Genomic DNA, 16,218 nt, shown 5'->3' on the forward strand with positions numbered 1-16,218 from the left:
CTGTGGAGCGGAAGACCGCGGAACCGCAGAGCCGAGCCGGGAGAACCGCAGAGCCGAGCCGGGAGAACTGCAGAACCGAGCCGGGAGAACTGCGAGCCCGACGGCGGAGCAGCAGCCCCGGACGCCGGCTCAGTAACCCGCGAAGGCGTCGGTCGTGAGCGAACGGGCCTTCTGGAGGGCCGGGGCGAGGTCGGCGATCAGCCGCGGCGGACCGGAGATGTACGAGTGACGCGTGGCGAGGTCGGGCACGTACAGCTCGAGGTGGTCGGCATCGAGTCGAGCGCCCTCCGCCCAGGTCCAGTGCGCCGGAAGGTCTGCGGGCTCGTCACGGGTGAACACGACCACGCGTGCACCCGTCGCGGCCAGTTCGTCGCGGAAGGCGAGCTCGGCGCTGTCGGATGCCACGTAGACGAGCACCACATCGCGCTGCTGCCCCGTGAGCTGCAGCTGGCGCAGCTGCGAGACGAACGGGGTCACGCCGATACCCGCGGCGACCATCAGCACCGGTGTCTCGGCACGAGGCAGCAGGAAGTCCCCCCAGGTTCCGGTCACCGCGAGCGCGGCCCCCGGTTCGGCTGCGGCGAGAGCGCGCTTGTAGCTCGACGGATGCGTCTGGTCGCCGTTCTTGTAAGCGATGCGCAGCGTCGGCAGGTCGGCCGGAGCCGAGACGATGCTGAACTCGCGACGGGTGCCTCGTGCGTCGGGTCGGTGGTGCGGTACGTCGAGTTCGAGGTACTGACCGGGAAGGAAGCGGACTTTGCCCTTTGCGCGGAACGTCAGCTCCTGCGCCGTGGGGGTGATGAACTGCCGCTTCTCGAGCACGAGGCGCACCGACCCGCGCAGGGCGAAGGCAAAGGCGAGCAGGTTGCCGATCAACAGGGCACGCTCCTGCCCGAGGGTGAAGAGCCCGGCGACCTCGATCGGCCACCCGGCGAGCACTCCGACGAGCGCCGCCACGGAGAACTGCTGCCACCGGCGCGGCGGCAGGGTCAGCGGCTCCGACAGCATGAACGCGCCGAGGAACAGGAACGGCGACTGCAGCAGCGCGAACGAGAGCGCGGATCCGAGATCGAACGCGATCGAGAACTCCTGCGCCTGCACCGCCTGCCGCAGCACCGAGACCGCGATCGCGACGACGAGGAAGAGCACGACGATCCGCACCTTCTCGGTGCGCCACAGGACGGCGAGTCCGAGGATCACGACCGGGACGACGAGCGACGGCGTGCCGACCCACCACGACGACGACGTTCCGAGCCATTCGAAGGCACCGAAGGAGCCGAGGATCGACACGACGGCGGCACCGAAGGCCGCCGGGTTGAGGATGTGACGTCCGCGCCAGGCGATCAGGTACTTCGACAGGCTCGCGACGGCACCGGCGATCGCGAGGCCCAGCAGCGCCGTCGGCTCGATCCCCGGTCGCAGGACGAAGAGGAGGATCAGGGCGGTGACGAGCGATGACTCGATGCGCCACGGCAGGCGCAGGATGCGCTGCGCCACCGCATCCACGAGCGAGATCACGACCGCGAGCACGACGAACGAGGCGATGATCTCGAGCGGTGCGGGCGAGACGATCACGCCGAGCATCGACAGCACGAGGGCGATGAGGGCGAGCGCCGAAAGGGCGAACAGCACCAGGCGGTACATCGACATGCCGCCGAGCAGTGCCAGGACGCGCTGGCGCAGGGCGGTGAGGGAGGTGATCACGGGTCTACTCTTCCCTAGTTCCGGGGGTCAGGGGCGTGCGGTGAACAGGTGTGCGGGGCATCCGGGCGAGCGCTCGGCGCGACCGTCGGTCGACATGCGCACCCACTCGACATCCCAGGACGCGGCGAGCTCGGGCCCACCGTCGAAGAACAGCGCGGTGGCGACGGCATCCGCTCTCATCGCATCTGCGGCGATCGCCCAGGTCGCCGCCCAAGTGCGCACGGGTACGCCGGTGCGGGCGTCGAGCACATGGTGCAGCCCCTCTCCCCAGGCGCGGCGGTTGACCGCCGAGGCGCACAGCGCCGCATCCTGCAGCTCGATCACGCCGATCGCTCTGGTCGCGTCGTACGGATGCTCGAGACCGATGCGCACCGCGCCGCCGCGCACCCGCATGTCTCCGCCGGCGTCGACGACGAGATCACCCGGCACCTCGGCGAGCACGTCGGTCACGAGGTCGACGAGACGTCCCTTGCCGAGTGCACCCACATCGACGAGCGCCGGAGCGGATGCCGTGACCTCCCCCGCCGTCCACCGGAGGCGGTCGCTCCAGTCTCGCGGCGCGGCGATCGGATCGCTCGCCACGAGCGAGTACGACGCGTCGTATCCGAGCGCCGAGAGGCTGTCGGCGACGAGCGGGTTGACCGCTCCCGCTGTCGCCTGGGAGAGCTCGCGATAGGCGTCGAGCATCGCCCCCGCATCCCGCGAGGAGATCGACCCGCCGTCGCGGCCCACGCGCGTGACCGCGGAATCGGACCGGAACCGCGACCACCCCCGGTCGAACCGATCGATCTCGGCGCTGACGAGCTGTCGTTCGTCGGCGCCGAGCTCGTTCGATGTCTCGATCTCCCAGGTCGTGCCGATCGCGTCGAAGCGCCAGATCGCCATGGCCGTGGTCAGGCGCCTCAGGCGGCGGCCTGCTCCTTGATCGAGTCGACGGCCTCGTTGAACCCACCGCTGGTGAGCGACGAGCCGGCGACGCGGCTGACGTTCAGCTCGTCGAGCGACTTGCCCACGACCTCGTCAGAGATGCCGTCGATGAACTGGCCCTGGTACTGCTCGGTCTCGCGAGCCTTCGGGTCGCCCGTCACCTCGACCTCGGTCACGACGCCGTCGGCGATCGTGAGGGTCACGCTGATGGACTCGACCGTCTCCGGCGTCTGGTACGAGCCGTCGGCCGTGTAGGTTCCGTCGCTGTAGTCACCGGTCGACGCTCCCGAATCGGTCGATTCGGTGCTCGTGTCGGTTCCGGTGTCGGTGGACTGGTCTTCGGCGTCGGCCGTGCCGGAGCATCCCGCGAGGACGAGGAGTCCTGCGACGCCGGCGAGAGCTGCGCCCTTGCGAACAGAAGTCGGTACAGTCGTGCGGATCATGATGGTCCTCCCGGCCTTGATCGGTGTGTTGATTCGACCGTAGGGACAGCATCTATGTGCGGGCTGTGTCCGATTCAGGGGTTCCTTATGCGTCTCCGCCGAACATGCTCGTCACGGATCCGTCTTCGAAGACCTCGTGGATCGCGCGGGCGAGCAGCGGGGCGATCGGGAGGATCGTGAGCTTCTCCCAGCGGCGCGACTCGGTCAGCGGGATCGTGTCGGTGATGACGACCTCGTCGATCGAGGCGTCCTGCAGGCGCTCGGATGCCGGGTCGCTGAAGATCGCGTGCGTCGCCGCGACGATCACGCGGTGCGCACCGTTCGCCTTGAGCGCCTGGGCGGCCTTCACGATCGTGCCGCCGGTGTCGATCATGTCGTCGACGAGGAGGCACGTCCGTCCCTCGACCGCGCCGACGATCTCGTGCACCGAGACCTGGTTGGCGACCTTGGGGTCGCGACGCTTGTGGATGATCGCCAGCGGGGCGCCGAGGCTGTCCGACCAGGTGTCGGCGACACGGACGCGGCCCATGTCGGGCGAGACGACCGTGAGGATCTCGCGGTCGGCGGGGCTCAGCGTGCGCTCGAAGTAGTCCAGCAGCACGGGCTTGGCGAAGAGGTGATCGACAGGGCCGTCGAAGAAGCCCTGGATCTGCGCGGCGTGCAGGTCGACGCTCATCACGCGGTCGGCGCCGGCCGTCTTGAGCAGGTCGGCGACGAGACGGGCGCTGATCGGCTCGCGACCGCGGCCCTTCTTGTCCTGACGCGAATACGGATAGTACGGGGCGACGACCGTGATGCGCTTGGCCGATGCGCGCTTGGCGGCGTCGATCATGATCAGCGCCTCCATGAGCCACTCGTTCACCGGCTCACCGAAGGTCTGGATGAGGAAGAGGTCGCAGCCGCGGATCGAGACGTCGAACCGGGCGTAGATCTCTCCCGACGCGAACGTGCGGTGCTCGGTCGGAACGACCTCGGTGCCCAGCGCCGCAGCAACGGCGTCGGTCAGCTGAGGGTGCGAACGACCACCCGCGACGACGAGCCGCTTCTTCGTCTTGGCGACCAGTCCGGGTGCGATGCCGTTGTCTCGGTCCAGATCGACCGTCTTCTTCTTGCGCGCCATCGTTTGCCTACTCCGCGACTCGGGATCGGGCTGCGGCGTCTGCCGCGCCCGTGCCTGCCCTGTTCTTCTCGACCCAACCCTCGATGTTGCGTTGAGGGGCGACGCTCATGGCAAGCGATCCGGCGGGCACATCCTTGCGGACCACGGCGCCGGCACCTGTCTTGGCGCCAGCTCCCAGCCTAACGGGCGCGACGAGGGTCGTGTGCGAGCCGGTGTGCACCTCGTCCTCGACGACCGTGCGGTGCTTGTTCACATCGTCGTAGTTCGCCGTGATGGTGCTCGCGCCGAGGTTCACCCCGCGCCCGATGGTCGCGTCGCCCACGTACGAGAGGTGCGGGACCTTGCTGCCCTCGCCGATCTCCGCGTTCTTCGTCTCGACGTAGGCGCCGATCTTGCCCTTGGCGCCGAGCACGGTGCCGGGGCGCAGGAAAGAGAACGGGCCGACGGTGGCCTCGGCGCCGATCACGGCGAGCGTGGCGTCGGTACGACGGACGATCGCATCCTCCCCCACCTCGCAGTCGACGAGAGTCGTGTCCGGTCCGATGATCGCGCCCTCGGCGATGATCGTCGCCTTCAGGATGTGCGTGTTCGGAAGGATCGTGACGTCAGGGGCGAGCGTCGCATCGTCGTCGATCCAGGTCGTCGCCGGGTCGATGATCGTCACGCCCTCGAGCTGCCAGCGTCGCACGATCCGCTCGTTGAGGAGGCGTCCGACCAGCGCCAGCTGTGCGCGGTCGTTGACGCCGTATGTGACCGTGACGTCGGAGACCACCGAGGCGCCCACGCGGTCGCCGTCGCGGCGGAGGAGGCCGGGGACATCGGTGAGGTACATCTCGCCCTGCGCGTTGTCGACGCCGATCTCGGGCAGGTAGGTGCGCAGAGTGGCCGCGCGGAAGACGTACATGCCCGCGTTGATCTCGCGGACGGCCGCCTCATCGGCATCCGCGTCCTTCTGCTCGACGATCCGGTCGACGCCGCCGTCGACGTCGCGGATGACCCTGCCGTACCCGGTGGGGTCGTCGACCACTGCGGTCATGAGTGTCGCCGGTGCGCCGGATGCCCGGTGCTCCGAGACGAAGGCGGAGAGCGTGTCGGCATCCGCGAGCGGGCAATCGCCCGAGAGCACCAGCACGTCGCCGTCGAAGTCTGCGGGAAGCTGCTCGACGGCCACCTGCACCGCACGACCCGTGCCCGGGATCTCGTCCTGATCGACGAACACCGCGGCCGGGTAGGCCTCGGTGAGCGCCGCGACCACCTGATCGCGCTCGTGCCGCACGACGACCTCGATGTGGTCGGCGCCCAGCCGCGTGGCCGTGGTCAGCACATGCCCGACCAGCGGTCGCCCGGCGATCGGATGCAGCACCTTCGGCAGCCGAGAGCGCATGCGCGTGCCCTGCCCCGCGGCGAGGACGATGATGGCGAGCTTGTTCACAGTCATGCTCCGCCGCCAGGACTCGAACCTAGACCTCACAGCTCCAAAGGCTGTCGTGCTGCCATTACACCACGGCGGACCACGGCGCCCGAGGGAGCCGCGGGGTCAAGTCTGCCACGTCCGCATGACTGCCACCCGCGATAATGGAGGGATGACTGAGGCGGATGAGGTTGACCGGATCGTCGGCGCCTGGAACACGCAGCGCCCCGACCTCGACTTCTCGCCCCTCGAGGTGCTGTCGCGGATGGATCGACTGACCCGCCTGCTCGATCGCGCCCGGCGCGATGTCTTCCGCCGCAGCGATCTGGAGGCGTGGGAGTGGGATGTGCTCTCGGCGCTGCGCCGCGCGGGATCGCCGTTCCAGCTCTCCCCCAAGCAGCTGCTGCAGCAGACCCTGGTGTCGAGCGGCACGATGACCAACCGCATCGACCGCCTGGTCGGTCGGCGCTTCGTGCGCCGCGAGGCCGACCCCGCCGACGGACGCAGCGTGCTCGTGACGCTCACCGATGACGGGCGCATCAGGGTGGATGCCGCGATCACACGCCTCGTCGACGTCGAGGCCGAGCTGCTGAAGGCGCTCTCACGCGGCGACCGCGATCGCCTGGCGGGGCTGCTGCGCAAGCTCAGCCTGAGCTTCGACGCGTGAAGGTCTGACGACATGGCCATGGCATCACCTCTTCCCGTGCGCGACGGCGTCGGCGCGACCCGCCTGCACGTGCCGATGAGCGGCGAATGGCCGACCGTCGGCGCGTACATGATCGAGCGCTTCTTCCACCTCGATCCCGAAGGTCTGCTGGCGCGCTTCGACCGGGGCGAGATCGTGGCTCGCGACGGCAGACCCCTCGCGCGCGACACACCGCTCGGTGTCGAGGAGTTCATCTGGTACTACCGGGATCCTCCCGCGGAGACGTACCTGCCGGTCGAGCTCGAGGTCCTGCACCAGGACGACGACCTCGTGGTCATCGACAAGCCCCACTTCCTGCCGACCACACCCGGCGGCAAGTTCCTGCAGAACTCCGCGCTCATCCGTCTGCGGAATCTGCTCGACAATCCCGAGCTGGTGCCGATCCACCGGCTCGACCGCGCGACGGCGGGTCTGCTGATGTTCTCGGCCCGACCGCAGTCCCGGGGGCCCTACCAGTTCATGTTCGAGAGTCGACAGGTGCAGAAGGTCTACGAGGCCGTCTCCGCTCGCCCCGCCGACTGGGACGCATCCCGCTTCCCGCTCGTGTATCGCAACCACATCTCCAAGCTGCGCGGCGAGCTGAAGGTGCGCGTCGACGACGAACGCGAGCCCAATGCCGAGACCCTGATCGAGGTGCTCGACGACGATTCGCACGTGGTGCACACGCTGCTGCGCCCGCACAGCGGCAAGATGCATCAGCTGCGGGTGCACCTCGCGGCGCTGGGCCTCGCCATCCTGCACGACCCGTTCTACCCGGAGCTCCGGGGCGAGGTTCCGGACGACTTCGACCGGCCGCTGCAGCTTCTCGCCCGAGAGCTGCACTTCACCGACCCGCTCAGCGGCGAGGCGCGCGTGTTCACCTCCGGCCGCACGCTGCGCTACGCGCCGCCCGCGCGGTAGCGTCCCCGCCCCCGCGCCCGAGGGCGGGCGTGGGAGCGCTGCTCTCAGCGGCGCATGACCTTGCGCGCCAGCCGCGTGCCGAGCATCTGCACCAGGTGGACGAAGACCACGATGAGGATGATGGCCGCCCACATGACGAGGGGCTCGAACTGGCGGAAGCCGTAGATCTGGGCGAAGGCGCCGAGGCCGCCGCCGCCGATCAGACCGGCCATGGCCGTCATGTCGATGAGCGCCACGACGATGAACGTGTACCCCAGGATGAGGGGCCCGAGGGACTCGGGGATCGCGACCGTGAACAGGATGCGCCAGGGGCCGGCCCCCATCGCGCGCGCAGCCTCGATGACTCCGGGTGAGACCGAGACGAGGTGCTGCTCGACGATGCGGCCGATCGCGAACGCCGCGGCGAGGCCGATGATGAAGGCACCCGCCGTGGTGCCGATGCCCGTGCCGACCACGACCCGCGCGAACGGCTGCGCCACCGCCATGAAGATGACGAACGGGATGGGGCGGAAGAAGTTGACGGCGAGGTTGGCGACGACCGAGACCGGCTTGTTCTGCGCGAGGCCGCCGGGGCGGGTGACGTAGAGGATCACGCCGATCGCGAGACCGAGGATCCCGCCGAGCACCAGCGCGAACGAGGTCATGTACAGCGTCTCGAGCGCGGCCTTCCAGAACTCGGGCCACAGTTCGTTCAGACGATCCATCAGCGCGCCTCCTCTCCGGCGATCTCGGTCACTTCGACACGGTCGGCGATGGCGGAGAGAGTGCGGTCGATCACCGCGCCGTCGCCGCGGATCGCGAGCGTGAGGTGCCCGAAGGCACGACCGCGGATGTCGTTGATGCCGCCGTAGACGAGCTCGAAGTCGAGCCCTGCGCCGGCGAGGTCGAGGAACACCTGCGCCTGCGACGAGTCGCCGTCGCGGAACGAGAACGTGACGAGACGCCCCTGATGCCGATCCCGGAGCACGGAGAGTTCGGACGGCGTCGGGATGCCCTTCACGACCGTCCCCACGAACCGCTGCGAGGCAGGATTCTGCGGAGCCGAGAACACGTCGAACACGTCTCCCTGCTCGATCACCCGGCCGTTCTCCATCACGGCGACCTTGGTCGCGATGGTCTGGATGACGTCCATCTCATGCGTGATGACCACGATCGTCACCCCCTGCTCCTGGTTGACGCGCTTGAGCAGGTCGAGCACCTCGTGCGTGGTCTGCGGGTCGAGTGCGCTCGTGGCCTCGTCGGCGAGCAGGATCGCCGGGTCGGTGGCGAGAGCGCGGGCGATGCCGACGCGCTGCTTCTGACCGCCGGACAGCTGCTCGGGATAGGCCTTCGCCTTGTCGGACAGTCCGACGAAGGACAGCAGCTCGGTGACGCGCTTCTCGATGTCGGGCTTCGACCATCCCGCCAGCTTCAACGGGTAGGCGATGTTGGCCTTGACGCTGCGGGAGGCGAACAGGTTGAACTGCTGGAAGATCATGCCGATCCCCCCGCGGACCTTGCGCAGCTCGCTCTCCCGGAGGGCGGTGACGTCCACCCCGTCGACGAGGATCGTGCCTCCGGTGGCCGGCTCGAGGGCGTTGATCAGGCGCACGAGCGTCGACTTGCCCGCCCCGGAGTATCCGATGATGCCGAAGACGTCACCCTTCTCGATGTCGAGAGTGACGTCGTCGACGGCGACGATCTCGCCGTCACCCGGAGTGCGGGCGGGGTATGCCTTCGACACGTTGGTCAGGCTCACGATGGGCATGTGTGCTGCTCCGGTCTGCTTCGGGAACGAAGAATCGGGTGACGCACGCAGCGCCACCCGATTCTCTCGCATCAGGCGGGGGGTTTCCCTCCCGCCTGACTCACTTCTGTGCTTCGGTGTCCTTCTGGACCTTCTCGAGCGACGACACGAGGTCCTCGACCGGGGTCCGCAGCGGCACCGCGGTGTCGCCCGACGACTCGAGCAGACCGGCCTGGACGTCTTCGTTGGTCTGGAAGATCTCGACGAGCTTGAGGTAGGTCTCGTTGTCCGCGTCATCAGCGCGGGCCGCGAAGATGTTCACGTACGGCAGCGCGTTCGGGTCCTCCGGGTCGTCCTGAGCGATCGCGTCGTCGAACGTCAGACCCGCATCCTGCACGAAGTCGTTGTTGATGATCGCTGCAGCGACGTCGGGAAGCGAGGTCGGGATCAGGGCGGCCTCGAGTGCCGTGACCTTGACCTTGGACTTGTCGGTGTCGACATCGGCGACGTCGGAGAAGATCGTGCCGCCGCTCTTCAGCTCGATGAGACCCGCCGACTGGAGCACGAGCAGAGCGCGCGCCTGGTTCGATGCGTCATCCGGAACGGCGACGGTCTCGCCTTCGGGGATGCTGTCGACGTCGTCGTACTTCTTCGAGTACAGGCCGAGCGGGTAGATGGCGGTCGAGCCGATCGGCGTGAGGTCCGAGCCGGAGTTCACGTTGTAGTCGGCCAGGTACACGATGTGCTGGAACTGGTTGAGGTCGATCTCGCCCTCGGTCAGCGCAGGGTTCGGCTGCTCGTAGGAGCCGAAGTCGACGAGCTCGACCGTGATGCCCTCTTCGGCCGCAGCCTCGACGAACGGCGCCCACTGGGCGTCGCCCTTGCCGACGACGCCGACCTTGACGGTCTCGTTCTCGGCCGATCCGGTGTCACCGGAGCCGGCGTCGGAGGATGCCGTCGCGCAGCCCGCGAGGGCGACGAAGAGCGGGACCGCGGCGAGCGCGGCGATGACGGACGTGGTCCGGCGGGATGCTGTGAAGGACATGGGTGTTCGGGTTCCTCTCTTGGGGGACTCGAACACGTTAGGCACTCATACACGATCTCGGAGAATCGTGACGTCACAGAGCGTCACAGCCGGTCAGTCATACTCCTCGATGCCCTGCAGGCGCACCTGTTCGAGGTCGAGTCGGGCCGAGATCCGGCGCACGACGATGTCGTCGACCGTGCCGCTGCGACGCAGGCCCAGCAGGACCTCGCGCTTGCGATCGAGCAGGGCGAGCTTGAGGCGCGTGTGCTCCTCGTGGCGCAGCAGCGGCGAGCGCTGCATCACGTCGACGTCGGCGGATGTCGCGATCATCTGCAGCGTTCTCACCTCGACCGTGGCATCGCCCGAGTCCGAGGCCGGCGCGGACGCCGGGTCGACGGCGTCTGTGCCGGCGACCGCCGGGCCTGCCACGATCGTTCCTCCGATGCCGACCGCTCCCCCCGGCGCCCCGGAACCGTCGACGCCGAGCGGGTCGGGCTCGTCGAGGAGCTCGTCGAGAGCGCGCGCCTCGGCATCCACGACCTCCTGCTCGCGCGCGAGAGCACGGGCGTTCGAGAACTCGAGCATCTGGTAGCCCTCGGCGCGGACCTTGTCGCGGATCTCCTGACCGATCCCATGCTCGGTGGCGAGGTCGTCGAGCGCCGCGAGGGCGGCACCGGAGATGGCGCGTTCGGCGAGCTCGTACTCCTCGTCCTCCGCGTGATCGACGGGGAAGCGCGCCCAGCGGACGATCGCCGGCAGCAGCGGTCCCTGCACGAGGAGGCTGAGCAGGATCACCCCCGCGGTGACGAAGACGATCTCGTCTCGCCCGGCGATCTCGCCCTCGGTGGCGCTGGCCGCAGGAACCGACAGCGCGATCGCGAGAGACACGGCACCGCGCATCCCCGCCACGGTGGACACCGCCATCGACCGGGCTCTCGCCCCCGCGGACGGTCTCGCCCCCGTGCGACGCTGGAAGGGCATGTTCATCAGCTGGAACAGGTAGCGCACGATCAGCAGCGTCACCCACACGCCGAGCGTGATGAGGACGAGGCGCCCGATCGCCGCGGCGGATATCTCGTGGGCGACGAACTGCACCTCGAGTCCGATCAGCACGAAGAGGGCGCCGTTGAGGAGGAAGACCCCGAACGGCCAGGCCGCATCGGCCTGACGCCTCGACGAGGCCGTGGTCACCCGGGGCGACACATAAGCGACGACGAGGCCGGCGACCACGACGGCGAGGACGCCCGAGGCGTGCACGATCTCAGCGAGCAGGAACGCGGAGAAGGGGATCAACAGCAGCGTGACGTTGATCACGACCGTCGACGACGTGCGACGCAGCAGCAGGTAGCCGAGGGCCGCGATCACGGCGCCCGCCGCGATGCCGCCGACGTACGACATGAGGACGGACATCGTCACCGACCACGGGGTGACCTGGCCGCCGAGCGCCAGCGAGACTGCGATCGCGTACAGCACGAGCGCCGTGCCGTCGTTGGTGAGACTCTCGGCCTTGAGCTTCATGAACAGTCGTCGCGGAAGCAAGCGTCCGAGCGCGGCGACCGCCGTGGCGTCGGGTGGGGCGACGGCGGCTCCAAGGATGAGCGCGGTCTCCCACGGCATCCCGAACAGCAGTCCGACGCCGGCGACGGCGAACGCGGATGCCACGACGAGCAGGGTGCTCATCGGGAGGATGTAGCGGAAGTCCCGCCGGATCGAGCGCAGAGAAGTGGTGAGGCTCTCCCAGAACAGCATCACGGGAAGGAACAGCAGCAGCACGGTCTCCGGCGGCAGCTGGATCTCCCGCAGCTGCGGGACGAAGCCGAGCAGCAGCCCGAGGATCACGAGCACCAGCGGCAGCGCCAGCCGCACGCGAGGCGCGATCAGTGCGCCGACGAGGATCGTGAGTCCGATCAGGACGGTGACCTCGAGTCCTTCCATCTGAGCCTCCCGGGTACCGCAGGATCAAGCTGTGCGATCCCTGTCGGCATCGAACCCCGCCCAGAGCACAGCGTCTCGCAGGGCCACCGTATTCCCGCGGCGGCGCGTTCGCCAGGGTGAGGTCAGTCGAGTTCTTCGGTCAGCTCGAACCAGCGGAGTTCGAGCTCCTCGATCTCGGCCTGCTGATCGCTGATCGTCTTCATCTTCTCGCCGAGGCCCGCGAAGTCCGACTGGTCGTGATCCGCGAGGGCCTGCTTCGCCCGGTCCACCTGCTGTGTGAGCTTCTGGATGCGACGCTCGAGTGCCGAGACCTCTTTCTGTGCCGAGCGCAGGGCTGCACCGTCAAGCCGAGGGGTCTTCGCGGTGTTGACGGCTGTCTGCGACTTGCCCGGCGCGGACGTCTGCAGCTGCCGCAGCCGCAGGTACTCGTCGACGCCTCCGGGAAGGTGCCGCAGGTGACCGTCGAGGATCGCGTACTGCTGGTCGGTGACGCGCTCGAGGAAGTACCGGTCGTGGCTGACGACCAGCAGAGTTCCGGACCACGAGTCGAGCAGGTCCTCGATCGCCGCGAGCATGTCGGTGTCGAGGTCGTTGGTCGGCTCGTCGAGGATCAGCACGTTGGGCTGGTCGAGGAGCACGAGCAGGAGTTGGAGACGACGCTGCTGACCTCCGGAGAGATCCTTCACCGGGGTGGAGAGCTGCGCGGAGTCGAAGCCGAGCCTTTCGAGGAGCTGCCCTGGCGTGAGCTCCTGCGCTTTCGATCCGGCGCCCATCGTGTACGAGGTGCGCAGCCGCGAGATCACGACCCGCACCGGCTCGCGCCGCACGTCTTCGAGTTCGTCGAGGCGCTGGGTGAGGGTCTTGACCTTCACGGTGGTGCCACGCTTCACGCGACCGACCGTGGGCTCCACCGTCCCCGAGATGAGTCCGAGGAGCGTGGACTTTCCGGCTCCGTTGACTCCGAGGATTCCGGTGCGCTCCCCCGGCGCGATGCGCCACTCGACATCGCGGAGCACCTCCCGCGTGCCGCCGTCGGCGGTGGGGTAGGTCACTCCGACGTCGAGCAGGTCGACGACGTCCTTGCCCAGGCGCGAGACGGCGAGCGACTGCAGCGAGATCTTGTCGCGGATCTCGGGCACGTCGGCGATCAGCTCGTTGGCCGCGTCGATGCGGAACTTCGGCTTCGCTGTGCGAGCCGGTGCTCCCCGGCGCAGCCAGGCGAGCTCCTTCTTCGCGAGGTTCTGACGCTTGGCTTCGGTGGCTGCCGCCATCCGGTCGCGCTCGACGCGCTGCAGGATGTAGGCCGCATAGCCGCCCTCGAAGGGTTCGACGATGCGGTCGTGCACCTCCCACGTCTCGGTGCAGATCTCGTCGAGGAACCACCGGTCGTGCGTGACGACCATGAGCGCGCCGGAGTTGGAGCTCCACCGCTTCTTCAGGTGACCGGCCAGCCAGGTGATGGCCTCGACGTCGAGATGGTTGGTGGGCTCGTCGAGGGCGATCACGTCCCAGTCGCCCGTCAGCAGCTTGGCGAGCGAGACACGACGACGCTGCCCACCGCTGAGCGAGCCGATCTCGGCGTCCCAGGGAAGATCCTTCAGCAGCCCCTCGATCACGTCGCGGATGCGAGGATCGCCTGCCCACTCGTATTCAGGGGTGTCGCCGACGACCGCGGCGCTGATGGTCAGCGTGTCGTCGAGAGTGTCGGCTTGATCGAGGACACCGATGGTCGTGCCACCGCGCACGGTGACGCGGCCGGAGTTCGGCTCCTTGCGACCGGCCAGCATGCCGAGGAGGCTCGACTTGCCGTCGCCGTTGCGGCCGACGATGCCGATGCGGTCACCTTCTTCGATGCCGAGGGTCACGGAGTCGAAGACGACCCTCGTCGGGTATTCAAGGTGAAGGGCTTCTGCCCCGAGAAGATGTGCCATATCGCTTTCCAGGGTAGTCGTGTGGGCTGTGCGGACCGGTCAGGCGAGCGCGGCGGCGACAGCGGGAGCGTGGCGCGACTCCATCTCGGCATCCCAGATGCCAAGGAGCTCGAAGGTCGCGATGCGGAACACGAGGGCGCGGACGATGTGCTGGCGGCCCTCTGCTCTCTCGTCTGCGAGCCGCAGCATGTCCGACGGCGCGAGACCATGCCAGCACGTGGCGTCAGCCAGCACGATCGCGTCGGCGAATCCGGCCGGCCGACAATACGGAGCCCAGTCGATGATCGCCGGTGGCTGACCCCATTCGAACATCACGTTGCCGAGGAGATCGCCGTGGATGATCTGGGCCGGAGCATCCACTGGGCGGAAGGCTGTGGCGAGGTGCTGGAGCGTGCGGACCGACGGGAAGTCCTCTTCTTCCCAGGCGATCCTGTCTGACCGCGCCCATGGGTCGGGTCGAAGAGTGCGGCGGCGCGGGCCTCCACCTCGGCATCCTGCACGGGATAGAAGGGGCGGGATGCGAGCAGACCCTCCGGAGTCAGGCGCGCTCCACGGTCGCGCGCGTATGCGCTGTGAGGGCCGCGCGGTCGTGTCCTCCGGTCAGGGAGAGGGCCGCGTCGACGTACACGGACAGGTCGGGCTGCAACATCTCGGCGGCGGCCGCGAGAACTGTCGCTCCGTAGGAATGGCCGACGGCTGCGCGCGGGCGCCCGGGGCCGAGGTCTCAGACCGTGTTCACCACGGAGGCCGCCGCCTGCTCGATCGTGACGTGCGGGTTGCGTTCCGACCGACCGCGACCAGGCGCGGGCCTGTTCCGGTGTCGATCACGTGGAGAAGCATGCCGCCAGTGTCGCACGCTTTCGTTACCTTTCCGTGATCATGTCAAGATCGGAATGTCTCGTATTTATCTTCGAATGTCGGTGGTCCCTGATTTACTTATGGCATGACAGCACTGCTCGACGCGACGGACACGCAGATGGCGAATCTCGCCGATCTCGTCGCCGCGCTGGAGGTCGCGGAGGCGACGCTCAGCAGCATGAGCGCCGCGCGTGACGGGTTGCTGGCGATCGCCGCTCGGCTGGCGATCGACATCGCCAAGCAGGGCGATCACCCTGATCGAGGCGACCACTCGATCAGGACGATCGCGGCCGAGATCGCTGCAGTGCAGCACGTCAGCGACCGCACGATCGAGCGGCGGATGGCCGCCGCGGAGCTGCTGGTCGATCAGTTTCCGGATGTGTGGGCCGCTCAGGGGGCGCGGCGGATCAGCCCGGCGCACTCCAGGGTGATCATCGACGCGGGGTCGGGCATCGCGTCACCCAGAGATCGCGAGAAGTACTCCGCGGTCATCCTCCCGATCGCCGAGACGGAGTCGCCCAACCGTCTGCGCGCGTTGGCACGGCGAGTCGCCGAGCGATTCGCTCCGACGACCGTGTCAGAGCGACACCGGCGAGCCAGGTCTCAGCGACGGGTATGGGTCACGGATGGCGAAGACGGGATGGCGGCGCTGCACACGCACGCGCCCGCCGCGCTCGTCCACGGCATGTTCGACCGTCTCTCGCAGATGGCGCACGCATTGCGCAACGAGAACCTTCGCGCGAAGCGACAGGCAGCTCGCGACGGCAGCGAGTTCGAGGCGGATGATCGAACGGTCGATGAGATCCGTGCCGACCTGCTCGCCGATCTCGTGCTCAGCGGCCAGCCGACCGGTCACGACAGCGAAGACGGACTGCTCGGAGCTATCAGTGCGCGGATCGAGATCACAGTTCCGGTGACGACCCTGATGGACGACGATGCGGACGCAGCGTCGGATGCCGATGCGGCGCCGCCCGCCGAACTCGACGGGCGGACCCCGATCGATGTCGACACCGCACGCACCATGGCCGGCCAGACGAAGGGGTGGGATCGGGTGCTGACGCATCCGATCAGCGGTCGAGTGCTCGCGGTCGACCGATATCGACCGAGTCGCCACCTGCGCAGACACCTGCGTGCGCGTGACCAACGATGTCGCTTCCCCACCTGCGGGATTGCGGCTCGCAAATGCGATCTCGACCACAACCACGCGGCGTCAACGGGTGGCGCGACCTGCGATACGAACCTCGCGTCCTTCTGTCGACGACATCATGTTCTGAAACACCACTCCCCCTGGCACGTCGAGCAGAAACCCGGCGGGGTCATGGAGTGGACGAGCCCCACCGGCCGAACCTACGTCGACACCCCTCCTGCACCGAACACGGTGACCTTCACCGTGACGGAGGATGCTGCACGCGCGCCGTTCTGACGAAGGCGCTGATCGCCGCGCGGCGCTGTGGATAACTGCGGCGGCACTCACCACGCTTTGACTACGGTGGCGCGGTGACCCCTCCTCGTTCGAGACCCTCGCCCGCT

At 68.2% G+C, this 16,218-nt stretch carries 14 protein-coding genes and 1 tRNA gene; 3 read left to right on the forward strand and 12 right to left on the reverse strand.

Going from position 1 to position 16,218, the window contains the following annotated elements:
• Positions 1-129: 129 nt before the first annotated feature.
• The 6 genes from HWD99_RS12515 to HWD99_RS12540 form a co-directional block, all read right to left on the reverse strand.
• Positions 130-1,704, reverse strand: a complete 1,575-nt coding sequence (locus HWD99_RS12515) for a flavodoxin reductase (protein WP_241796575.1) — start codon at positions 1,702-1,704, stop codon at positions 130-132.
• A 27-nt stretch (positions 1,705-1,731) separates the two neighbouring features.
• Positions 1,732-2,589: an FAD:protein FMN transferase gene (locus HWD99_RS12520; protein ID WP_241796576.1), complete on the reverse strand. Its 858-nt coding sequence runs from the start codon at positions 2,587-2,589 to the stop codon at positions 1,732-1,734.
• Between the two features lie 17 nt (positions 2,590-2,606).
• Positions 2,607-3,074 (reverse strand): FMN-binding protein, encoded by a 468-nt coding sequence (locus HWD99_RS12525; protein WP_120494003.1) that lies wholly within the window; start codon positions 3,072-3,074, stop codon positions 2,607-2,609.
• Positions 3,075-3,159: 85 nt separating this feature from the next.
• Positions 3,160-4,194: a ribose-phosphate diphosphokinase gene (locus HWD99_RS12530; protein WP_241796577.1), complete on the reverse strand. Its 1,035-nt coding sequence runs from the start codon at positions 4,192-4,194 to the stop codon at positions 3,160-3,162.
• Between the two features lie 7 nt (positions 4,195-4,201).
• Entirely contained in the window at positions 4,202-5,632 is a 1,431-nt protein-coding gene (gene glmU / locus HWD99_RS12535) for a bifunctional UDP-N-acetylglucosamine diphosphorylase/glucosamine-1-phosphate N-acetyltransferase GlmU (RefSeq protein WP_241796581.1), read from the reverse strand.
• A gap of 1 nt (position 5,633) precedes the next feature.
• Positions 5,634-5,705 (reverse strand) — tRNA-Gln (locus HWD99_RS12540).
• 72 nt (positions 5,706-5,777) lie between these two features.
• Between HWD99_RS12540 and HWD99_RS12545 the strand changes: the two genes are divergently transcribed.
• Together HWD99_RS12545 and HWD99_RS12550 are read left to right on the forward strand one after the other, a co-directional pair.
• The gene (locus tag HWD99_RS12545; RefSeq protein WP_241796583.1) at positions 5,778-6,272 is read left to right on the forward strand and encodes a MarR family winged helix-turn-helix transcriptional regulator; all 495 of its coding nucleotides are present in this window, start codon (positions 5,778-5,780) and stop codon (positions 6,270-6,272) included.
• 18 nt (positions 6,273-6,290) lie between these two features.
• Complete coding sequence (locus HWD99_RS12550; RefSeq protein ID WP_241796771.1) at positions 6,291-7,211, forward strand: pseudouridine synthase; 921 nt, start codon at positions 6,291-6,293, stop codon at positions 7,209-7,211.
• Between the two features lie 44 nt (positions 7,212-7,255).
• Here HWD99_RS12550 and HWD99_RS12555 read toward each other — a convergent pair whose 3' ends face one another.
• From HWD99_RS12555 to HWD99_RS18785, 6 genes are all read right to left on the reverse strand, one after another.
• A complete protein-coding gene (locus tag HWD99_RS12555; RefSeq protein ID WP_241796585.1) occupies positions 7,256-7,915 on the reverse strand; it encodes a methionine ABC transporter permease in 660 nt (219 codons plus the stop codon).
• Positions 7,915-8,958 (reverse strand): methionine ABC transporter ATP-binding protein, encoded by a 1,044-nt coding sequence (locus tag HWD99_RS12560; RefSeq protein WP_241796586.1) that lies wholly within the window; start codon positions 8,956-8,958, stop codon positions 7,915-7,917. Before HWD99_RS12560 ends, HWD99_RS12555 begins: the two co-directional genes overlap by 1 nt.
• A gap of 100 nt (positions 8,959-9,058) precedes the next feature.
• Positions 9,059-9,982 carry a MetQ/NlpA family ABC transporter substrate-binding protein gene (locus tag HWD99_RS12565; RefSeq protein ID WP_241796587.1) on the reverse strand — a complete coding sequence of 308 codons (924 nt, stop codon included), beginning with the start codon at positions 9,980-9,982 and terminating at the stop codon, positions 9,059-9,061.
• Between the two features lie 93 nt (positions 9,983-10,075).
• The gene (locus HWD99_RS12570) at positions 10,076-11,899 is read right to left on the reverse strand and encodes a Na+/H+ antiporter (protein WP_241796588.1); all 1,824 of its coding nucleotides are present in this window, start codon (positions 11,897-11,899) and stop codon (positions 10,076-10,078) included.
• A 122-nt stretch (positions 11,900-12,021) separates the two neighbouring features.
• Positions 12,022-13,830 (reverse strand): ABC-F family ATP-binding cassette domain-containing protein, encoded by a 1,809-nt coding sequence (locus tag HWD99_RS12575; RefSeq protein WP_241796589.1) that lies wholly within the window; start codon positions 13,828-13,830, stop codon positions 12,022-12,024.
• 39 nt (positions 13,831-13,869) lie between these two features.
• Complete coding sequence (locus HWD99_RS18785; RefSeq protein WP_374205473.1) at positions 13,870-14,397, reverse strand: phosphotransferase; 528 nt, start codon at positions 14,395-14,397, stop codon at positions 13,870-13,872.
• Positions 14,398-14,773: 376 nt separating this feature from the next.
• Here HWD99_RS18785 and HWD99_RS12585 point away from each other — a divergent pair, with 376 nt between their 5' ends.
• Positions 14,774-16,111, forward strand: coding sequence for an HNH endonuclease signature motif containing protein (locus HWD99_RS12585; protein WP_241796592.1), 1,338 nt, complete (start codon positions 14,774-14,776; stop codon positions 16,109-16,111).
• Positions 16,112-16,218: the final 107 nt, after the last annotated feature.

The sequence above is a fragment of the Microbacterium sp. C5A9 genome, assembly GCF_022627955.1.
GTDB lineage: Bacteria > Actinomycetota > Actinomycetes > Actinomycetales > Microbacteriaceae > Microbacterium.